This window comes from Paenibacillus sp. FSL R10-2771 (assembly GCF_038000205.1).
GTDB lineage: Bacteria > Bacillota > Bacilli > Paenibacillales > Paenibacillaceae > Paenibacillus_AQ > Paenibacillus_AQ phytohabitans.
In genome coordinates, this window is the sequence record NZ_JBBOBM010000001.1 from 7,300,564 (window position 1) to 7,320,609 (window position 20,046).

Consider the following 20,046-nt stretch of genomic DNA (forward strand, 5'->3'; position numbering starts at 1 on the left):
TTGCCGTCCTTGTATGGACGGTACCGTTTCAGCGAGAAATAGAAGGATAATATATAGCGCGAAGCCTATACATTCTTATATTTGGACGGATGTGCGGCGGCGTCCTTCGAACACAGCCAGTTCACGGAAGCCCGTGCGCCACAGCATTTCCCGCGCCTCCTGTAAGCCGTCTCCCAGCTTCAGAGGGTCATGGGCGTCTGAGCCCACGGTGAGCGGAATGCCCAGGGCATACGCCTGCTGAAGCACATGCTCAGCCGGGAACATTTCGGCGCAAGGCTTAGTGAGTCCCGAAGCATTCAGCTCCATCGCGATTCCGCTGCCGGATATAACCTTGAGCGTCTCCAGCTCCAGTGCTCTGGCCTCGGCTCTTCCTTCCGGAGTCTGCGGCCCGTAACCGAACCTTTTGATGACATCCATATGTCCTATAATATCATATAATCCCGATAACGCCGACTTCTGCACTGCATCATAATATCGGCGGTAGACGCTCATCACGTCCTGGCCTTCCCAGCCATGGGTCTGCCGGTGGTCCGTAATATCCCATTCTCCGAGAAAATGCACCGACCCGATCAGATAGTCCCACGGATAGGGTGCTAAAAGCTCGCGGATCTGCTCTTCATATCCCTCGATATAATCCGCTTCAAGCCCCACCCGCAGCTCAATCGTTCCGCGGTAGCGCTCCTTCAGCGTAAGACATTCCTCCACATAACGCGGAAGCTCCGCAAGCGGCATAGCCATCTCGGGATAATAGTACTCCGGATCTACATGGATAAGCGGCAGATGATCGGACAGTCCAAGCTGCTGCAGCCCGAGCGCTATGCCGCGCTGCACATACTCTTCAAGCTTCCCTACGGCATGGCCGCAGCGCTCATGGTGGGTATGGTAATCAATACGCATGCTGAACCTTCCTCCTAGTCCCGGCGAGGCCGTTCATGGCGGGCACTCAGCTCTTCCAGAATCTCATCCAGCGGAAGCTTCCGCTCCTGCAGCAGGACCAGTAAATGATAGATCAGATCGCTGACTTCAAGGCGAAGCTCGGCATTATCTTTATTTTTGGCGGCGATAATGGTTTCGGAGGCTTCTTCGCCGACCTTCTTGAGAATCTTGTCGACGCCCTTATCAAACAGATAAGTAGTGTACGCCCCTTCCGGACGGTTCACTTCCCGCTCGGCAATTACGCGCTCCAGCTCACCCAGTACAGCAAAGCGGTCATGGCCTGCTGCTGCCGAGTTAACTGTACCCCCAGCTGCTTCAGCTGTTGCCGGTGCATCGAGGGGAATCTCGCGGAAGAAGCAGCTGTTCTCACCCGTATGGCAGGCCGGTCCTTCCGGCACAACTTTCACCAGTAGCGTATCGCTGTCACAATCGTAATGGATGGAGGTGATGGCCTGGGTATTGCCGGAGGTTCCGCCCTTATGCCAGAGCTCACTACGCGAACGGCTCCAGAACCAGGTCTGACCGCTCTCAAGAGACAGCCGTAGTGACTCCGGATTCATATAGGCGAACATTAATACTTCCAGGGTACGGGCATCCTGCACCACTGCCGGCAGCAGGCCAGCTTCATTCCAGCGGATGCCTGACAATGCCTCCTGCTGGCTCTGCGCTATATCTTTCTTGTCCTCGCTCATCGGATCTCTACCCCTCTTTGCTTCAGATCAGCCTTCAAATCATGAATGGCAATCTCTTTATAGTGAAAAATAGTTGCCGCAAGTCCGGCATCTGCCTTGCCTGCGGTAAATACATCATAGAAATGATCAATTCTTCCCGCACCGCCGGAAGCAATTACAGGAATGCTCAGCAGATCGCAGACTGCTGCCGTCAGCTTCAGATCGAAGCCGTCCTTGGTGCCGTCGGCATCCATGCTTGTAAGCAGGATCTCGCCGGCTCCCAGCTGCTCAGCTTCCTTGGCCCAGGTAAGCGCCCGGATACCGGTAGGCGTACGGCCGCCGTGAGTGTACACTTCCCACTCGCCCCAAGCCTCATTATATTTGGCATCCATCGCCACCACAATGCACTGGGAGCCGAAGTGGCGGGCGCCTTCAAGAATCAGCTGCGGATTATTGACAGCTGCCGTATTAATGCCGATCTTGTCCGCACCGGCGCGCAGGATCCGCTTCATGTCCTCGGGTGTAGAAATCCCGCCGCCCACCGTGAATGGAATAGCAATCTCCCCGGCAGTCTGCCGCACGACCTCAACCATAGTCGCCCGCCCTTCCACTGAAGCGGAGATATCCAGAAATACCAGCTCATCTGCACCTTCGCTATCATATAAAGCCGCCAGCTCCACCGGATCTCCGGCATCGCGCAGATTTACGAAATTAACGCCTTTTACCACCCGCCCGTCCTTCACATCCAGACAGGGGATAATCCGTTTGGCTAACATCCAAGACCCCTCCTTCACAGGCTAACAAAAGTAATTACTAAGCCCGTAACCCCTACGCCTTACCCAGCGCCTGCAGGGCTTCAGCCAGATCAATATTGCCGGTGTAGAGCGCCTTGCCGACAATCGCTCCACCGATCCCGCTGCCGCTATGTACGCTCAGACGCAGCAGATCGTCCAGGCTGGTAACACCGCCGGAGGCAATTACGGTTTTGCCGCTCGCCCCGGCCATGGACAGAATCCCCTCCACGTTCGGTCCCTGCATCATCCCGTCACGGGAGATGTCTGTGTAGATGAAGGTCTCTGCACCTTTGGCTGCCAGCTCCTTGGCCAGATCCTCGGCGCGCACCTCGGAGGTATTCAGCCACCCATGCGTAGCCACATAGCCGTTACGGGCGTCAATACCGATCGCTACCTTATCGCCATACTTCGCGAGAACCGCCTCTGTAAAAGCATAATCATTGATCGCCGCCGTTCCAATAATGACCCGGCTGATGCCAAGACCCAGCAGCTTCTCCACATCCGCAAGCGTGCGGAGACCGCCGCCGACCTGAACCGGAACATTGGCATTCCTGGCAATGGCTCCGATGATGGCATCATTAACGGGATGCCCGGCCTTAGCGCCGTCCAGATCGACCAGATGGATAAACTGTCCGCCCTGCTCTTCCCAAGACTTGGCCACCTGAACCGGACTGTCGTTATAAATGGTTTCCTGGCTGTAATCCCCCTGCTGCAACCGGACACATTTGCCGTCACGGATATCAATCGCCGGATATACGATAAAAGAAGACATGTAGCGCTCCCCGCTTTCATTACAATTTGCAAATATAGTTATTCAGGATTCACGCCTGCTCTCTTCGAAGCCGCAGGAAATTCCCCAGCAGCTTGATGCCAAGCTCACCGCTCTTCTCCGGGTGAAACTGCATGCCGTACACATGGTTCCGCCCGACTATAGCCGTTACCGGATGTCCATAATCCGTGACCGCCAGCAGGTCGCTGTCGCTACCTGCAAGCACATGATAGGAATGGACGAAGTAGACATGCCCTTCTTCAAGGCCGGTCAGAAGCGGACTCTCCGGCTGGAGGAAGCCCAGCCTGTTCCACCCCATATGCGGCACCTTGTAGCCGTCACGGGGTGCGAAGCGTACCACCGAGCCCGGCAGAAGATCCAGCCCCTTATGCTCGCCATGCTCCTCGCTGCTGCTGAACAGCAGCTGCATACCAAGGCATATACCCAGCAGCGGCTGTCCCGCTTCAGCTGCAGCCTTAACTACAACATCCATTCCGCTCGCCCGCAGATGCTCCATCGCATCGCCGAATGCACCGACACCCGGCAGGATCACGCTGTCTGCCGCCAGAATCTCACCGGCATCTGCCGTCACCAGACTCGTATACCCCAGGCGTTCCACCGCCTTGCTGACACTGTGCAGGTTGCCCATGCCGTAATCGACGATTGCAACGGTCATGCTACAGCACTCCCTTCGTTGAAGGCACACCCTTCACCCGGGGGTCCACTTGTGTCGCTTCATCCAGCGCCCGTCCCAGTGCCTTGAAGACCGCTTCAATCATGTGATGGGTGTTGGAGCCGTAATGCACAATGACATGCAGCGTAATTCTCGCTTCCAGCGCAAATTTCCAGAGGAATTCGTGAACCAGCTCCGTAGAGAAGCTGCCTACCTGCTGCGAAGGATACGTTGCCCGGTATTCAAAATGCGGCCGGTTGCTGATATCAATCACTACCTGAGCCAGTGCCTCATCCATGGGGATGAAGACACTCGCATAACGCTTGATGCCTTTTTTGTCGCCAAGCGCTTCCCGCAGCGCCTGTCCCAGACAGATACCGATATCCTCAACCGTGTGGTGGTCATCGATATCGATGTCGCCCCGCGCCTGTACGCTCAGATCAAACTGTCCATGCTTGGTGAATAGATCCAGCATATGATTCAGAAAAGGCACATCGGTCTCCAGCTCGGAAACTCCGCTGCCGTCCACAGCAAAGGTCAACGCGATGTCCGTTTCGTTGGTTGTACGGCTAAGTCCGGCCTTGCGCAGCGCCACTTCATTATTATTGTTCTCCATTTCCGTCTCCACCTTTCGCTTCGTTCTCCAGCCGGATTTCTATTGCGCGGGCATGGCCTTCCAGGCCCTCACGCCGGGCGAGCTCCATAATCGCCGCCCCGTCCCGCAGCAGTGCTTCCTTGCTGTAATAGATCAGGCTGGATTTCTTAATGAAATCATCCACGTCCACAGGCGAGGAGAACCTTGCTGTGCCGTTGGTCGGTATAATATGGTTCGGTCCGGCGAAGTAATCGCCGACCGGCTCCGAGCTGTACGGACCCAGGAAGATTGCCCCGGCGTTCTCAATCGCGCCGGTCAATGCCATCGGGTCGGCCACTACAATCTCCAGATGCTCCGGCGCCAGCCGGTTCACAATGGAGATGCCCTCCTCGAGCGATTCCACGACGATAATCGCGCCGTAGTTCTCTACCGAGGCCCGCGCGATAGCTTCGCGCGGCAACGTCTGCAGCTGCCGTTCTACTTCGGCAGCAACGGCCTCCGCGAGACGCTGCGACGGCGTCACAAGGATCGCCGAGGCCATCTCGTCGTGCTCGGCCTGCGAGAGCAGGTCGGCCGCGACGTAGGCGGCCTCGGCGGTATCGTCGGCGAGCACGACGATCTCGCTCGGTCCGGCGATGCTGTCGATATCGACAGCGCCGTAGACCTCGCGTTTGGCCAGGGCCACGTAGATGTTCCCTGGCCCGCAGATCTTATCGACCGGCACGATCGATTCCGTGCCGAAGGCCAGGGCGGCGATCGCCTGCGCGCCGCCTACGCGGTATATCTCGTTTACGCCTGCCTCAGCGGCGGCAACGAGAATATAGGGATCGATGCCTTCGAAGCCGCCCGTCGAAGGCGGTGTAACCATCACGATCTCCGGCACGCCAGCGATCTGTGCCGGAATAACGTTCATCAGCACCGAGGAAGGATACGCTGCCTTGCCCCCGGGAACATAGACGCCCACCCGCTTCAGCGGGCGGATGATCTGTCCGAGGATCGTGCCGTCCGGCTGCAGATCCATCCAGGAATTGCGCTTCTGCCGCGCATGGAACGCACGGATATTGACAGCTGCCGCCCGGATTGCCGTCACGAAGGACTCCTCTACCCGGCCATAGGCGGCCTCTAGCTCCTCCTGCGTTACCCGCAGCTGCGCAGGCGTCAGCACTGCGCCGTCGAAGCGCTCCGTATACCGGAGCAATGCCGCATCACCTTCCTGTTTGATACCGGCCACGATTTCACGTACCGCCTTGTTCTGCTCCGGCGTGCCGTATTCCACTTCACGCTGCAGCTTAAACTCCTTACTGGACTGGACCTTCACCGCTGCTTCCCCCCTGAACTTTCTATTTACTAGCTAGGCTCAGCCGTAACTACGGATAATGTTTGGACTTCCGCTCCTACAGTTCCAAACTTCCCCTTCGTCACTTCTATCCTTTTTTCATCTCTTAAAGTTTAATCTGTATAGCTTATTTAATCTGCAGCTCCGGGCCTGCAATCACGGCCTGCAGGCGGTCACACAGCTGCTGGATTTCCTCATTCTTCATCCGGTAGCTTACCCGGTTGGCCACCAGGCGGCTGGTAATTTCGAAGATACTGGTCATTTCCACCAGCCCGTTATCCTTCAGGGTCTGGCCGGTCTCCACCATATCCACGATCCGGTCAGCCAGTCCAATCAGCGGCGCCAGCTCAATCGAGCCGTTCAGCTTCACAACCTCGACCTGCTGGCCCTGCTCACGGAAGTACCGTGAGGCCACGTTCGGATATTTGGTCGCTACCCGCTGCTGGATGCCCGGCTGCCAGTTCGGGAGTCCGATAATCGACATCCGGCAGCGGGCGATTCCCAGATCAAGCAGTTCGTACACATCACGGTTTTCTTCCAGCAGTACATCTTTGCCGACAATACCGATATCCGCTACACCATACTCTACATATGTAGGCACATCTACCGGCTTGGCAAGAATAAACTCCATTCCGGCTTCCGGCAGTGAAATCACCAGCTTGCGTGATTCTTCCCCGTCCGGAGGAATCGGCAGTCCCGCCTTGCGGAACAGCTCTGCGGCTTTGTTGTAAATCCGGCCTTTCGGCATGGCTACCTTAAGAATCTGTGCCATTCATACCCGCCTCCATTTCAATTTCCGCTACATACTTGCAGGGATTACTTGAGTTCACATTTTCCTTCATTTCACGTATTGTCACCAATTGCTTCATTCCACATTTATGAGCTCAGCCATGCTCGCTGATAAAAGACACAAACGTATAAATCTCTCCGTAACGTTCACCCTCTGCCTCTACGGTATCCGTATCCAGGCGCTTCACAACCTTCAGCTCTTCCGGGCCTGCCGCCAGCCGGGTTACCACAGCGTGGCCCTCATTCCGCAGCCGGGCCGCCTCAGCAAGACCTTCCTGACGCCGCAGGGCATCGTACTGGACCAGTACCGGCAGTTCTTCCTCTTCGGTCACTCCGGATACACCATCCAGAATGCGGTTGGTCTTCAGTGAGAAGCCTGTCGACGGAATCGGGCGTCCAAACTGCTGAAGCAGATTGTCGTACCTTCCGCCGCTGCACACCGGGAAGCCCAGCTCCGAAGCATAACCTTCAAACGTCATGCCCGTATAATAGGAGAAATCACCGATCATCGTCAGATCAATCAGCACATGCTGAGAGACGCCGTATGCGACAAGCACCTCCCATACCTTGCATAAATGCTCAATGGAAGCGCGTGCCAGCGGATGGCTGCTGAGCTCCAGCGCCTGTCCGCAGATTTCCTTGCCTCCCCGCAGCCGCAGCAGTCCGTCCAGTTCCTTCTTCTGGGCTTCCGGCAGTTCCAGGCGGCGCAGCGTCTCCCGGAAAGCGACATAATCACGGCCCAGCAGATGACTCTTCAGCTCTTCCTGGGCCTGCGGGAGGCCGGATACCGCTTCCTGGAACAGACCGTCGAGGAAGCCTACATGCCCTATCGCAATTTTAAAAGATTTCACTCCCGCGGCCTCCAGCGAGGCAATTGCCAGTGCAACGACCTCAGCATCCGCCTCTGGTGAATCATCTCCGACAAGCTCCACTCCGGTCTGGAAGAATTCTGCTTCCCGGCCGGCCTCCTCTTCGATAGCACGGAAGACATTGGCATGATAGGACAGGCGCAGCGGCAGCGGTTCGTCCTTCAATAAGGAGGAGACTACGCGGGCAACGGGCGCTGTCATTTCTGAACGCAGCACGAGTGCCTGACCGCGGTTATTCAGTAATTTATACAACTTCTGGTCTGACGTGGAACTGGCCACACCGACCGTATCGTAATATTCAAGGGTGGGGGTAATCATCTGGCGGTAGCCCCAGCGGCTCATGCAGTGCAGCACATCGTTCTCAATCTTGCGCAGCTTCGTTACCGCACGCGGGAGATAATCCCGTACGCCGGCAGGCTTTTCGAATCCCTTTGGTTTGGACATCTTCACTTTTCACCTCATCAGATATCATAAGAAGCATCTTAAATCGCTTTAATATGGTAAAGTGGTAGTAAACTAAAGCAGTGATAATATCGTATCACGGACTATCCTTTTGCGTCAACAATCTCCTTCTATACCCGCCGGTTTCGGAAGCTTGGACTATATATGTTAAGCAGCGCCTATCCATCCTCTCTTTGCCACCGTGATTACCTGCGAATATAATAAGCTGTAGAACATGAACTTCAGAATGTTTCATACGAAATATATAATATAATTGTACTTTATTTCCTGCATTAAGTATTCCCGGTATCTATTTCAGAGCAGAAAGAAGGACTGACGGCTTGAGTACATCCTATATGATCGGCGTTGATATTGGAACCACCAGCACCAAGGCTGTCCTCTTCGAGGAGAACGGAACAATCGTCACACAGAGCAACCAGGGCTATCCGCTGCATCAGCCTTCCCCTTCTGTAGCAGAACAGGACCCTGGTCAGATTCTGCAGGCTGTCCTGCACACTATCTCTTCAGTCATGCAGGACAGCCACGTCCCTCCTGGACAGGTTCTGCTTGTCTCCTTCAGCTCGGCCATGCACAGCGTGATTGCTGTAGATTCTTCCGGCAAACCGCTTACCGCCTGCATCACCTGGGCCGATAACCGGAGCAGTGCAGCTGCCCGGCGGCTGAAGAATGAACTGCACGGGCATGAGCTGTATATGCGGACAGGAACACCCGTCCATCCGATGTCTCCAATTACCAAGCTGATGTGGCTCGGTGAGGAGCATCCGGAGCTGTTCAGCCAGACCCATAAATTCATCTCCATTAAAGAATATATCTTCTTCAAGCTGTTCGGCAAATATGTAATTGATCACTCCATTGCCTCTTCTACAGGTATGTTCAATCTGGAGAAGCTTGACTGGGACGCTGAGGCGCTCCGTATCGCCGGAATTACTCCAGAACGTCTATCAAGACCGGTGCCCACCACGCAGATCCTGCAGGGGCTGCTTCCGGGACTTCCGGAAGAGCTTGGACTTCTGGCCGCCACACCGTTTGTCGTAGGCGCCAGTGATGGTGTCCTGTCCAATCTGGGGGTCGGTGCCATAGAGCCGGGGGTTATTGCCGCGACTATAGGAACCAGCGGTGCCATCCGCACCGTGGTCGACCGGCCGCTGACCGACCCGAAAGGGCGGACCTTCTGCTATGCACTAACGGACAAGCACTGGGTTATTGGCGGACCCGTGAATAATGGCGGCATGCTGTTCCGCTGGGTGCGTGATGAGTTCGCCGCCTCTGAGGTAGAGACCGCGAAGCGCCTCGGTATTGATCCTTATGAGGTTCTAACCCGGATCGCCGAGCAGGTACCGCCAGGCAGCAATGGCCTGCTCTTTCATCCCTATCTGACCGGTGAGCGTGCCCCGCTGTGGAACCCCGATGCGCGCGGCTCCTTCTTCGGACTGAGCATGAATCACCGCAAAGAGCATATGATCCGCTCTGTGCTGGAGGGTGTCATCTTCAATATGTATACCGTCCTGCTCGCTATGGAGGAAATTATCGGCCAGCCGGGCAGAATCCTGGCTACCGGCGGCTTCGCCCGCTCCGCTCTATGGCGGCAGATGATGGCGGACATATTTGATCAGGAGGTGGTAGTCCCTGAGAGCTTCGAGAGCTCCTGTCTTGGCGCCGTTGTCCTCGGGCTGTACGCCATCGGCCGGATCGATTCCTTCGATTCCGTATTCGGCATGATTGGCTCGACCCACCGCCATGAACCCGTCCAGGCACATGCCAAAGTCTATAAGCAGCTGCTGCCCATCTATATCTCCGTATACCGCAGCCTCGAAGGCCAATATCAGGCGATTGCCGATTTCCAGCGCGAACAGGCCGGAGAGTAGTCTGCAATCCTGCCAATATATGAATAAAAGCGCCAACTGGCCCGCATCTGCGGCCAGTCGGCGCTTTTATCATTCTGGATTTGAAGTCCCATTCATTACTGCATTTCAAGGCATCCCAGCTACACTGTTTCTTTAGGCGCCCGCTTAACCTTCTGCGGCCCAGAGCCAAAGAGTACCCATGCCGGCTTCACATAACGGAAGACGAGGGCAACGACCAGCCAGGAGCCGGCGAAGGCTATCAGCCAGCCCCCGGCAATGGCAGCCGTGTAGGCAAGTGATCCGCCGTGCAGCGGCAGCTTTCTATAGAAGAAGAGCAGCGCCGGATGCAGCAGATATATCCCGAAGGAACAGGCGCCGGCAGAGATCAGCAATCTTGCCAGCAGGCTTCGCCCCGCTCCGTACAGCAGGAAGGACAGCTGGAACAGCACAAGACAAGAGAGCAGCGCATGAAGATTGGAGAAGCCTTCATACCATAGACTGTTGATGACCGTCTTCTTCGTATAATTGTTGAACCACAGCTCCACATGAACGATTCCTGCAGTGGCCCATATGAACCACAGCACAATCCAGCTTGCCCCCTTACCGGAGCGCCACCCTTCGCGTGTAGGAATCAGCCACTTTTTCAAAGAGCTGTAATATACCGCAATCGCTGCACCGAGCAGGAAATAAGAGAAGTACGTAATTGCAAGACTGCCCTTGGACAGCTGCCAGTATCCGTGATTAGCCATATATTTGTTCAGCAGCACGAATCCCCACTGTAAGGCCAGTCCGATGAGCGGTGCCCACGCCGCCAGACGGCGGACCTTCTGCAGACACCAGAGCATGAGCGGGAACAGTACATAGAACTGAATTATGATAATAATATAGTACAGATGGGTATACGCCGTACCAGTCCACAGATATTTGCCGAATTTGGCCGCCTGCTCATTAAGAGGCATGCCCCATGTATGCCCGGCAGTCATTTTCAATATAAAGTACAGCACCGAGAAAACAAGATAAGGCACAATAATATAAATCAGCCTTCGGCTATAGAATTTCGCGAGAGTCTTCCCGCCAAGCGGACGGTCAATATAATTGTAGAACAGCACGAACCCGCTTAGGAATACAAACGAAGGTACAGCGAACTGGCTGAACTTGTTTATGAACAGAAACGGATGAAACAAAGAGGTATCCAGCGTTTCCGCCAGTGTCCGCGAAGTGGCGTGTATCGCTATGACCGCAATAATCGCTATCGCCCGGAATACATCAAGCTGCGGTATTCTTTCCTTTTGAGCCATTATCTTTCCTCCTGCCTAGACCCTCATCCCTGATGCCCTGAGTTGTGGTCTGTTGAACTCTCATGATTTACTGATATCTTTACCTTCGAGCACTCTATTGGTGCTCCCGTGCACAGGCTTGTCCTTCACCGTAGGGGCAAGTGAACGCGGTACACTCCCGAATGCCACCCAGGACAGGCGGATGCGGCGGAACGCAAACTGCACAAGCATCCAGCTTCCTGCCAGCGCCGCAGCCAATCCCCCGTAAATATAGAATACATAGGTTAATGAATCTGTAGGAATTCCCGTTCCGAATCTTCTATACACTGCAAGCAGCAGAGGATGGATCAGATACACCGCAAATGAAACCTCACCCAGCCGGGTCAAAATAGCAACGATCACCTTCGGTGCCCTGCGGTAGATAAGAAAGGTGGCATACAGCAGCACCAGCGCTGACAGCATCGTATGTACATTCCAGAGCAGCTCGTACCAGAGCGAGTCCGTCCATATCCCGAAGTGGCGGGCTCTATACCATAACTGTACATGCGTGAAGGCTGCTCCGAGCCACAATGTAACAAGCAGCAGGATAAGCATTTTATACCTTGCAGCCAGTTCATGCCAAGGCTTCAGCAGCCACAGCTTGATCGCTTCGAAATTAATGGCGATATAGGCGCCCAGCATATAGTATGCCAGATACGAGATCGACAAGCTTCCTTTTTCCACAATATGCAACTGATACTTGTTCCAGATAATGAATACCCACTGCAGCGCAAGTCCAATCGGAAAAGCCCAGCGCACCCACAGCCGTGAGCTCTGCAGCAGCTTAAGCAGCAACGGAAACAGCAGGTAGAACTGGATACTGATGAATACGAAATACAAATGCGCATACGCCGAACCCGTAAATAAGGCACCCAGGAAGCCGGAGATGCTCTCTGCCAGAGGCTGTGTCAGCTTCCCATTCACGTACAGGGTCAATCCGTAATAGCCGATGGATACCAGCATATAGGGGAGCAGAATGTACTTCAGCCTGCGGCGGTAAAAGCTTCCGATCAGGCTCCGCGTCACGGGCCGCCCGTAATAATTATAGAACAGCACAAAGCTGCTTAGAAAAATAAACGACGGTGTACCGAATTTAAAGAAGATGTTGATCCAGTTCAGCCAATAATAATAGGGTGACTGGAGTGCCAATTCTCCGGCCGCAAAAGATGATGAATGGACATGCAATACGCCCAATATCGCCAGAGCACGGTATATATCCAGCTGGGGCAGACGTTCCTGTTTTGCTGCATTCACTTTAAGATTCCTCTTCTCTGCTATGATGGCTGTTCATAGACGCCAAGCGGAAGTGATACCTATCAGGAAGTCTGCCCCTGCTGATTATTTCATTCTGATATGTGCTGCGCGTCCGTATGCGGAAAGATCCGCTCCTGCACTTACAAGTATATCGCCAATATATACCCGCCGAACACTTAAAGGTTGCTTAAGATTGATTAATTGCCTCCGGCTGCGAAGTTTACACAAGAAACCCTGCAGCTTCTGCGCAGATACACGCAATATGAAACTGCAGGGTAAGAGGTTACCTGGTGACTATTCTTCTACAGCCTTCTCCGCTGATCCCGGCGGACGCAGCTCACGCAGCGGATTGCCCCCGACGAACGAGCCCGCAGCTACATTCTTGTGCACGACAGAACCCGCGGCGACAACCGCCCAATCTCCAATCGTAACGCCGGGCAATATCGTTGTGTTGGCTCCAATCAGGACGTTCTCCCCGATAATGACTTCACCCAGCCTGTACTCTTTGATGAGGTATTCATGGGCAAGAATGGTCGTGTTATAGCCGATGACCGAGTTCTCACCGACCGAAATTTTCTCCGGAAAAAACACATCCACCATCGCCATTAGCCCAAACGCAGTATGCTTGCCCACCTTCATCCCGAGTACCCTGCGGTAAATCCAGTTCTTGAGCGGCAAGACCGGACAGTAGCGGGCAATCTGGATAAAAATAAAATTGCGTACGCCCTTCCACGGGCTCACCGTACGGTAAATATACCAGAGTGAATTATGGCCCTCCACCGGATAGCGGGTTAACTTTCTCACGGCTGCTTCGTCTCCTGCTCCACTATAGTATACAAGTCTTTCATGTCGTGGATGATGTAATCCGGGTTGTACTTCCGCAGCATTTCCTCACCTTTGAGTGACCAGGCGACCGCAGCTACACGCACACCCGCTGCCTTGGCAGACTGAATATCGACCGCACTGTCACCTACCATCAGGGTTCTGGCCGGATCAACACCCAGATTAGAAACCGCAGTTAGGACAGGCTCCGGATGCGGCTTCGCCTGACTGACATCATTGACCGTCACAATCGTCTCCATATACTTCAGCAGATCGAACATTTCCAGCGCTTTGAGTGTAGTTGGACGAATTTTCGTTGTCACAATTCCGAGCTTTATTCCCCGGCTTAACAGCCCTTCCATAGTCTCATTCACATGAGGAAAAGAACGGATTAGCTCATCATGATGCGCATAATTATATGAACGGTAAGAAAGCTCCAGCACGCTTGTGTCCTGCAGACCGGAGAACGCGCTCATCTGCTGCTGGAGCGTAGTTCCCATATGGGGAATAATCTCTTCCCGGGTTAGAGCCGGGAGGTTATTCTCCTTCAGCGCATGCATGAACGAGCTGATGATCAGCTCATTAGTATTCACAATCGTTCCGTCCAAGTCAAATAACACGCATTCTATCATTAGTTCTACTACTCCTTTGTTTCCTTATCTTCAGATGAGTCCTTCACCGGCTGGATAGGCTGAGGAGCCTTCTGCGGTGTATTCACTGCACTCTCGGGAACTACAGCATCTGCCGCTGCCGGTTTAGTGCTGACAATCGGATCAGAATAATGATCCTTCGGCTGACCGCTGACACGCCGTACAATGATCAATACAACTGCAACGAGAATGATCAGTAGTGCCAGCAGCTGTGAGATACGGACATTCCCGTATGCCGGATCGAAATACCCCTGCTCAAATCCCAGCCATTTCATCGGACTCCATAGACCGTTAATGAACGATGCCAAACCGCTGCTGCCGTTAAATCCTAGGCTGTCCGTACGTAAAGCTTCAATAAAGAAGCGGCCGATCGAATACCAGATGAAATAGGACATGAAGATTTCGCCGGCACGGACAAATTTCTGGCGGCGCAGCACCATGAGGATCAGAATGCCCAGCAGGCTCCAGAGCGATTCATACAGGAAGGTCGGATGGTGAAACGCATCCCCTATGTACATTTGATTCACAATAAAGTCCGGCAGATGCAGCTTGTCACGCAGGAAAGATTCCTCTACAACGCCGCCGTAGGCTTCCTGATTGATGAAATTACCCCAACGGCCAATCATCTGACCGGCGAGCAGTCCAGGTGCACAAATGTCCACGATACGCCAGAACGGATATCCCTTGTAACGGAAATAAATAATTCCGCAGATGATCGCCCCGATCAGCGCGCCATAAATAGCAATACCGCCATTCCAGACTTTGAATATATCCAGCAAGTTGTCCTTATAATCTTCCCATTTGAACGCTACAAAATAAATCCGCGCTCCAATGATCGCCGAAGGGACTCCGAGCAGCAGCATGTCCATGAAGAACTCCTGCGGAATGTTATAGCGTTTGCCTTCTTGAATAGCAAGGAATAATCCGGCTAATGCACCAAGACCCAGTATCAAACCATACCAGTGAACAGGCAGTGAACCGATGGAGAAGACAATCGGATTAATCGCTAATGAAAAAAACATGCTCTCACACTCCTAGTCCAGATCATCCATGTCTTCAGAGATGGTGGCTGTAAGTTTATTCGTAAATTGTAGAGCCGCGTTAAAGCCCATTTGTTTCAACCGGTAGTTCATCGCTGCAACCTCGATAATTACCGCAAGGTTACGTCCCGGACGTACGGGGATCGTTACAAGCGGCACATCGGTGTCAATGATCCGTGTAGTCTCCTCGTCCAGTCCGAGCCGGTCATATTGTTTGTCCTGCTGCCAGGCCTCAAGTCTAACGACCAGTGTGATCCGCTTATGATTACGGATGGCCCCGGCACCGAAGAGAGTCATTACATTAATAATCCCTACCCCGCGGATTTCGAGCAAATGACGAATGAGCTCCGGAGCTGTACCATGCAGCTGGTTATCCGAGGTCTGACGGATCTCTACGGCATCATCGGCGATCAGGCGGTGCCCGCGTTTAACCAGTTCGAGCGCCGTTTCACTTTTACCGATACCGCTGCTGCCTGTAATCAGCATACCTACACCATATACATCACAGAGAACACCGTGGATTGTTGCCGTAGGTGCCAGTCTGCCTTCCAGGAAGCTTGTCAGTCTGCTCGAGAAAATAGTGGTCGCCATCGAGCTGCGCAGCACAGGCAGTCCCTTTTCATTACTGATCTCAATAAGCTCCTGCGGAACGTCCAGCGCACGGGTAATTACAATACAAGGGGTATTATCGTTACAAATCCCGCGAATCCGGCTTTTGCGTTCTTCCTCAGGAAGCATTGAGAAAAAGGCCAGCTCTGTTTTGCCCAGCAGCTGAACACGTTCTTCCGGATAATATTCGAAATAACCGGCCATTTCCAGTCCCGGACGATTCAAATCATCCACTGTAATCGGTCTTTTCAGACCCTCTTGTCCGGAAACAACCTCTAATTGAAAATGCTGTACCAGTTCTGATACCTTTACCTTCTTAGCCATGTATGTCCGTCCTTTCGTCACCTGCGGTTGTGCCCGTTTCCTGCACCCGGGTTCACAACTTTTCCCATTCCAGCTACAGGTAATTCTCCTGCTATCTTAATTGATAACGCCTATGAATGCAATCTTATTACCTACGGTATTGCTAAGCCAGTCCTGACGGAATCCCCTGCTTTCCGGGTCCTTGGACCATTACGTTTTATCTCCGGCTCTACATGCCCAATACAAGAAAAAGCCGCCTGTGAGGGCGGCTTTCTTCTATTATAACCTATATCCCGCTGTGCTTTGTCTTATCCCAGCAGAATGTTCAGTTCGGACTCTTTATCGAAGAGGTGAATTTTGTTCATGTCGATTGCCAATCTAGGCTTGCTGCCTTCACGGGTAGTGGAACGTCCATCTACACGGGCAATTACAGTGTTAGCGCCAAGGCCGCTCAAGTAGAGGAGCATTTCATGACCAAGGTTTTCAGTAACATCAACCAGCGAAGTGAAGATTGTGTTAGGGGAAGCTTCCAGGAACACTGGCTCTTCATGAATATCTTCTGGACGAACGCCCATGATTACATCTTTGCCGATATAACCTTTGTTGCGCAGGATTGTAGCTTTGCCGCCTGGAACTTCAACATCAAGGTTATCTGCGCGGAAGCGGACAGCGCCGCCAACATCGGAGAGTGTACCATTGATAAAGTTCATTGTTGGGGATCCGATGAATCCTGCAACGAACAGGTTTGTAGGCTCATTGTACAATTCTTCAGGGGAAGCTGCTTGTTGAATGATACCATCGTACATAACTACGATACGGTCACCCATTGTCATAGCTTCTGTCTGGTCATGCGTTACATAGATACAAGTGGTTTCAAGACGTTTAACCAGCTTAGTGATTTCAGCACGCATTTGACCACGAAGTTTAGCATCCAAGTTGGAAAGAGGCTCATCCATCAGGAAGACTTGCGGATCACGGACAATAGCGCGGCCCAGAGCGACACGTTGGCGTTGACCACCGGACAGTGCCTTAGGTTTGCGTTCCAGCAAATGCTCGATATCGAGGATTCTTGCTGCTTCGCGCACTTTCTTGTCGATTTCTTCTTTCTTCACTTTACGCAGTTTCAGACCGAAAGCCATGTTCTGATACACGCTCATATGCGGGTACAGGGCGTAGGATTGGAATACCATCGCGATATCGCGGTCTTTAGGAGCCACGTCATTCACTACACGGTCACCAATGTACATTTTACCTTCAGAGATTTCTTCAAGACCTGCGATCATACGCAGTGTTGTGGATTTACCGCAACCGGAAGGACCAACCAGTACGAGAAATTCCTTATCTTTAATATCAAGATTGATATCGATTACTGTTGCTTTATCAGAACCCGGGTATTTTTTGAAAATATGCTCTAAACGTACGCCTGCCATTGTATTTCCCCCTCGAGTCAATTATTGGATTAGAAAATCAAACGCTTTCTTGTACACTTATCTTACCCCAGACCAGGCCTCCTGGCTATTTGTAAGGTTCACAAAAATCCTATTTTCTTTTCGTCACTTTATACAATAACATGGCTAACTTCACAATCGCCGCATCCCCGAAACTGCGGACATCGGCTCCCGTTTCCTGTTTGATCTTGTCGAGTCTGTACAGGAGTGTATTCCGGTGGATATACAGCTTCTTCGCGGTTTCGCTGACATTGCAGTCCATTTCAAAAAAAGTCTCCAGCGTCAACAGCATTTCCTTATCCGCCAGCACAGCCGTATAATCACCGATCTGACCCAGCAGCTGTCTGCGGCGGTCATCGGGGATACTGTTCACCAGACGCTCCATATGAAGCTCCCACGGCAGATGGATATAATCGCCTACCTGGAAAATCCGGCCCAGAATAATCGTCTCGCGCAGCAGAGCAACGGAGCCTGTCAGGCCTTTAACCGGAATGATGGCCGGAGAAACCGCCAGATGGAAGACGCCAACCCATTCACTGGCGATCAGTTCATGCAGTCCCATAGAGGTCTGAGACAGCAGATCCTCAGCACTTTCTTCCTCATCTTCCTTATCATCTCCGCCGGTGAGCAGTTCCTTACGGGCTAAAATTAACCATTCCTTATCCAACAGGGGAATTAGCAGAACTTCGTTCTCGAAATAACTGCGCAGCAGCTTCATTAACGAACGGTATGTCATCTGCGGATTATGGACATTCTCACTAACCAGCAAAAAAGGAATCATATCCCCGAACAGCCGGCCTTTCAGCGTAATATCATCCGGAATCTCTGTATCATCCTTCTCTTGCTCAAGCTGCGAGTTCAACCATCCGCTAAGCTGACGGGCCTCCATCTCTCCTTCTTCCTTAAGCCCGGTAGCCTTGAGGGCTACCGCGAAATTACGGCCCGCATAATTGACCAGCTGCAGTTCCAGAGGCGACAGCCCTTCTGTCTCCACCCACACCGCGGTTATACGCCCGTCATTCTCATATAGGGGAATCCACAAATACCCCTCATGAAAGACCGCCTGCTCTTGATCCTTCTCCGTGCCCATGCCAAAAAGAGAAGCTGAATGCTGCCTCCCGAGCTGCTTGATTCCGGTTCTCTTTCCGGTGAGTTGCTCCAATTTTTGACGCAAAACCTCACTATCCATCGTCACCATTCTCCACCACTTTTGCTCTTTTCGCCTATTTTATCATATTTTGCTGCAAATTGCGGAATAGCTCTCCTGAACCCTGAGTGACATTTGATCAGTTGTGAATCAAAAGTCTATTTTGCTGCATAATGCTTCTTGGCTGGAGGCAGACTTACCGGATTCATCTTTTTCAAAATCTTATGCATCCAGATCCCGGCAATGGCTCCTTCGCCCATAGCGACCGTCGCCTGCTCCGCATGCACTGCAACATCTCCTGCCACCCATACATGCTCAATATTAGTCATTAATGAACGTTTATTCGCCTCCACATGCTTGTTCTTATGAAGCGTTGCTCCCAGCTGTGCAGCTAGCTCAGAATGTACCGGATTCTGGCCAAAAGCAATAAATCCGCGCTCTGCCAGCAGAACCTCACCGTTCTCCAAGGCTACCGCCTTAATTCTTCCGTTCTCTTCCTCAATGCGGGCAACCGGTTCTTCGATATACTGTATATCCTCATCCCGCAGCCGATTACGATTTTCCGCCGAGACGGGTGTACATTCATGATTAATGTAGGTCAAGTCACCTGTGCGTTCCCTTAAAACAAAAGCCATATTAGCACCCACATCACCGGAGCCCATCAATACGGTCTGCCTGTTCTGAATTTCAAAGCCATCACAGTCCGGGCAAACATAGATCGTCATGCCAAGAGCAGGCCGTAAGCCCGGCAGCTCAGGAAACCGGTCCATTACTCCTGTAGCAAGCAGCAGAGTCCGGCCTGCATATTGCCGCCCCCCGGTTCCGTGAAGTATGAATAATTCGTCCGGCTTCTCAGCCTTAACTATTCTATCCTTCTGAAACGCTACACCTGCCCTTTCGGCCTGAAGTCTCCCCCTCGCCCGCAGTTCCTCACCCGGCACACCGTCAGGCCAGCCCAATATATTATGATAATTCCGGCATATGCTTGATCTTCCGCCTCCTGCATCAATTACAAGCACCTGATGGACCGAGTAACGTCCCAATTGAATAGCCGCCTGAAGCCCCGCAAAACCGCCGCCCACTATAATCGCATCATAGATCAATTGTCATTCCCTCATTTCTACAGCATTATAGACTTATAATTAAACGAGGGGAGCTATTTTAAACGAAATCCGGGTAATTTATATACTTTTTAATATTCAGACCTCCAGAAAACATAAAAAAAGCCATCACATGAACGTGATGACTTGATTGGGATGAGCCATGAAGGACTCGAACCTTCGACACCCTGATTAAAAGTCAGGTGCTCTACCAACTGAGCTAATGGCTCATAAAAAGGGATGGAGGCTGATGGATTCGAACCACCGAACACGTACGTGAGCAGATTTACAGTCTGATGCGTTTGGCCACTTCGCTAAGCCTCCATAATGGTGGCGCGGGAGGGAATCGAACCCCCGACACAAGGATTTTCAGTCCTTTGCTCTACCGACTGAGCTACCGAGCCATAAAAACAAGCCTTAAAACAAAAAAAATGGCGGAACCGACGGGATTCGAACCCGCGATCTCCTGCGTGACAGGCAGGCATGTTAGGCCAACTACACCACGGTTCCACAATTTAATGTAAAAAATGGTGCCGGCGAGAGGACTTGAACCCCCAACCTACTGATTACAAGTCAGTTGCTCTACCAGTTGAGCTACACCGGCACGGTGTAAGGTGAA

The 20,046-nt window shown here is 52.6% G+C and carries 19 protein-coding genes and 5 tRNA genes; 1 reads left to right on the forward strand and 23 read right to left on the reverse strand.

The genetic code is table 11. The features are described 5' to 3' along the window. Nucleotides 1-75: 75 nt before the first annotated feature. The 9 genes from hisJ to NSU14_RS31565 all read right to left on the reverse strand — a co-directional run bounded on the left by hisJ (nucleotide 76) and on the right by NSU14_RS31565 (nucleotide 7,876). On the reverse strand, nucleotides 76-897 hold the full coding sequence (gene hisJ / locus NSU14_RS31525) for a histidinol-phosphatase HisJ (protein ID WP_340948443.1): 822 nt from the start codon (nucleotides 895-897) through the stop codon (nucleotides 76-78). A gap of 14 nt (nucleotides 898-911) precedes the next feature. Further along, complete coding sequence (hisIE, locus tag NSU14_RS31530) at nucleotides 912-1,628, reverse strand: bifunctional phosphoribosyl-AMP cyclohydrolase/phosphoribosyl-ATP diphosphatase HisIE (RefSeq protein WP_076243415.1); 717 nt, start codon at nucleotides 1,626-1,628, stop codon at nucleotides 912-914. Next, nucleotides 1,625-2,383 (reverse strand): imidazole glycerol phosphate synthase subunit HisF, encoded by a 759-nt coding sequence (hisF, locus tag NSU14_RS31535; RefSeq protein WP_340948445.1) that lies wholly within the window; start codon nucleotides 2,381-2,383, stop codon nucleotides 1,625-1,627. Before hisF ends, hisIE begins: the two co-directional genes overlap by 4 nt. A gap of 52 nt (nucleotides 2,384-2,435) precedes the next feature. Next, on the reverse strand, nucleotides 2,436-3,173 hold the full coding sequence (gene hisA / locus NSU14_RS31540) for a 1-(5-phosphoribosyl)-5-[(5-phosphoribosylamino)methylideneamino]imidazole-4-carboxamide isomerase (RefSeq protein WP_042132744.1): 738 nt from the start codon (nucleotides 3,171-3,173) through the stop codon (nucleotides 2,436-2,438). A gap of 49 nt (nucleotides 3,174-3,222) precedes the next feature. Continuing rightward, nucleotides 3,223-3,846, reverse strand: a complete 624-nt coding sequence (gene hisH / locus NSU14_RS31545) for an imidazole glycerol phosphate synthase subunit HisH (protein WP_042132743.1) — start codon at nucleotides 3,844-3,846, stop codon at nucleotides 3,223-3,225. A gap of 1 nt (nucleotide 3,847) precedes the next feature. Next, the gene (gene hisB / locus NSU14_RS31550; RefSeq protein WP_042132742.1) at nucleotides 3,848-4,459 is read right to left on the reverse strand and encodes an imidazoleglycerol-phosphate dehydratase HisB; all 612 of its coding nucleotides are present in this window, start codon (nucleotides 4,457-4,459) and stop codon (nucleotides 3,848-3,850) included. After that, nucleotides 4,446-5,756, reverse strand: coding sequence for a histidinol dehydrogenase (gene hisD, locus NSU14_RS31555; protein ID WP_042132741.1), 1,311 nt, complete (start codon nucleotides 5,754-5,756; stop codon nucleotides 4,446-4,448). The genes hisB and hisD overlap by 14 nt, the downstream gene beginning before the upstream one ends. A gap of 145 nt (nucleotides 5,757-5,901) precedes the next feature. Next, a complete protein-coding gene (gene hisG / locus NSU14_RS31560) occupies nucleotides 5,902-6,546 on the reverse strand; it encodes an ATP phosphoribosyltransferase (RefSeq protein ID WP_039302355.1) in 645 nt (214 codons plus the stop codon). 112 nt (nucleotides 6,547-6,658) lie between these two features. Beyond that, nucleotides 6,659-7,876, reverse strand: a complete 1,218-nt coding sequence (locus tag NSU14_RS31565) for an ATP phosphoribosyltransferase regulatory subunit (RefSeq protein ID WP_042132740.1) — start codon at nucleotides 7,874-7,876, stop codon at nucleotides 6,659-6,661. Between the two features lie 353 nt (nucleotides 7,877-8,229). Here NSU14_RS31565 and gntK point away from each other — a divergent pair, with 353 nt between their 5' ends. Next, complete coding sequence (gntK, locus tag NSU14_RS31570; protein WP_445670104.1) at nucleotides 8,230-9,759, forward strand: gluconokinase; 1,530 nt, start codon at nucleotides 8,230-8,232, stop codon at nucleotides 9,757-9,759. Between the two features lie 119 nt (nucleotides 9,760-9,878). On the opposite strand, the gene NSU14_RS31575 is transcribed toward gntK, so the two are convergent. The 14 genes from NSU14_RS31575 to NSU14_RS31640 all read right to left on the reverse strand — a co-directional run bounded on the left by NSU14_RS31575 (nucleotide 9,879) and on the right by NSU14_RS31640 (nucleotide 20,031). Then, nucleotides 9,879-11,036, reverse strand: coding sequence for an acyltransferase (locus NSU14_RS31575; RefSeq protein WP_336103306.1), 1,158 nt, complete (start codon nucleotides 11,034-11,036; stop codon nucleotides 9,879-9,881). Nucleotides 11,037-11,096: 60 nt separating this feature from the next. Next, nucleotides 11,097-12,308, reverse strand: a complete 1,212-nt coding sequence (locus NSU14_RS31580; RefSeq protein WP_340948448.1) for an acyltransferase — start codon at nucleotides 12,306-12,308, stop codon at nucleotides 11,097-11,099. A 294-nt stretch (nucleotides 12,309-12,602) separates the two neighbouring features. Then, entirely contained in the window at nucleotides 12,603-13,112 is a 510-nt protein-coding gene (locus NSU14_RS31585) for an acyltransferase (RefSeq protein WP_076243413.1), read from the reverse strand. Continuing rightward, a complete protein-coding gene (gene ppaX, locus NSU14_RS31590) occupies nucleotides 13,109-13,762 on the reverse strand; it encodes a pyrophosphatase PpaX (RefSeq protein ID WP_340948449.1) in 654 nt (217 codons plus the stop codon). The genes NSU14_RS31585 and ppaX overlap by 4 nt, the downstream gene beginning before the upstream one ends. Before the next feature lie 8 nt (nucleotides 13,763-13,770). After that, nucleotides 13,771-14,802 carry a prolipoprotein diacylglyceryl transferase gene (lgt, locus tag NSU14_RS31595; protein WP_340948450.1) on the reverse strand — a complete coding sequence of 344 codons (1,032 nt, stop codon included), beginning with the start codon at nucleotides 14,800-14,802 and terminating at the stop codon, nucleotides 13,771-13,773. A 12-nt stretch (nucleotides 14,803-14,814) separates the two neighbouring features. Then, nucleotides 14,815-15,753: an HPr(Ser) kinase/phosphatase gene (gene hprK, locus NSU14_RS31600; protein ID WP_042132736.1), complete on the reverse strand. Its 939-nt coding sequence runs from the start codon at nucleotides 15,751-15,753 to the stop codon at nucleotides 14,815-14,817. A gap of 287 nt (nucleotides 15,754-16,040) precedes the next feature. Next, a complete protein-coding gene (locus NSU14_RS31605) occupies nucleotides 16,041-17,162 on the reverse strand; it encodes an ABC transporter ATP-binding protein (protein WP_042132735.1) in 1,122 nt (373 codons plus the stop codon). 109 nt (nucleotides 17,163-17,271) lie between these two features. Further along, nucleotides 17,272-18,354 (reverse strand): PucR family transcriptional regulator, encoded by a 1,083-nt coding sequence (locus tag NSU14_RS31610; RefSeq protein ID WP_340948451.1) that lies wholly within the window; start codon nucleotides 18,352-18,354, stop codon nucleotides 17,272-17,274. A 131-nt stretch (nucleotides 18,355-18,485) separates the two neighbouring features. Then, on the reverse strand, nucleotides 18,486-19,430 hold the full coding sequence (locus NSU14_RS31615) for an NAD(P)/FAD-dependent oxidoreductase (RefSeq protein ID WP_340948453.1): 945 nt from the start codon (nucleotides 19,428-19,430) through the stop codon (nucleotides 18,486-18,488). A 154-nt stretch (nucleotides 19,431-19,584) separates the two neighbouring features. Beyond that, nucleotides 19,585-19,657, reverse strand: a tRNA-Lys gene (locus NSU14_RS31620). An 11-nt stretch (nucleotides 19,658-19,668) separates the two neighbouring features. Continuing rightward, nucleotides 19,669-19,751 (reverse strand) — tRNA-Tyr (locus NSU14_RS31625). A 4-nt stretch (nucleotides 19,752-19,755) separates the two neighbouring features. Continuing rightward, nucleotides 19,756-19,831 (reverse strand) — tRNA-Phe (locus tag NSU14_RS31630). A 28-nt stretch (nucleotides 19,832-19,859) separates the two neighbouring features. Continuing rightward, a tRNA-Asp gene (locus NSU14_RS31635) sits at nucleotides 19,860-19,937 on the reverse strand. Nucleotides 19,938-19,955: 18 nt separating this feature from the next. Continuing rightward, a tRNA-Thr gene (locus NSU14_RS31640) sits at nucleotides 19,956-20,031 on the reverse strand. Nucleotides 20,032-20,046 lie beyond the last annotated feature (15 nt).

Bases quoted from the DNA above. Each gene is read 5' to 3' on its own strand.
- NSU14_RS31605 (WP_042132735.1), bottom strand. From the start codon at position 17,162: ATGGCAGGCGTACGTTTAGAGCATATTTTCAAAAAATACCCGGGTTCT.
- hisG (WP_039302355.1), bottom strand. From the start codon at position 6,546: ATGGCACAGATTCTTAAGGTAGCCATGCCGAAAGGCCGGATTTACAAC.
- hisF (WP_340948445.1), bottom strand. From the start codon at position 2,383: ATGTTAGCCAAACGGATTATCCCCTGTCTGGATGTGAAGGACGGGCGG.
- hisA (WP_042132744.1), bottom strand. From the start codon at position 3,173: ATGTCTTCTTTTATCGTATATCCGGCGATTGATATCCGTGACGGCAAA.
- gntK (WP_445670104.1), top strand. From the start codon at position 8,230: ATGATCGGCGTTGATATTGGAACCACCAGCACCAAGGCTGTCCTCTTC.
- NSU14_RS31575 (WP_336103306.1), bottom strand. From the start codon at position 11,036: ATGGCTCAAAAGGAAAGAATACCGCAGCTTGATGTATTCCGGGCGATA.
- NSU14_RS31565 (WP_042132740.1), bottom strand. From the start codon at position 7,876: ATGTCCAAACCAAAGGGATTCGAAAAGCCTGCCGGCGTACGGGATTAT.
- ppaX (WP_340948449.1), bottom strand. From the start codon at position 13,762: ATGATAGAATGCGTGTTATTTGACTTGGACGGAACGATTGTGAATACT.
- lgt (WP_340948450.1), bottom strand. From the start codon at position 14,802: ATGTTTTTTTCATTAGCGATTAATCCGATTGTCTTCTCCATCGGTTCA.
- hisB (WP_042132742.1), bottom strand. From the start codon at position 4,459: ATGGAGAACAATAATAATGAAGTGGCGCTGCGCAAGGCCGGACTTAGC.
- hisH (WP_042132743.1), bottom strand. From the start codon at position 3,846: ATGACCGTTGCAATCGTCGATTACGGCATGGGCAACCTGCACAGTGTC.
- hisJ (WP_340948443.1), bottom strand. From the start codon at position 897: ATGCGTATTGATTACCATACCCACCATGAGCGCTGCGGCCATGCCGTA.
- hisIE (WP_076243415.1), bottom strand. From the start codon at position 1,628: ATGAGCGAGGACAAGAAAGATATAGCGCAGAGCCAGCAGGAGGCATTG.
- hprK (WP_042132736.1), bottom strand. From the start codon at position 15,753: ATGGCTAAGAAGGTAAAGGTATCAGAACTGGTACAGCATTTTCAATTA.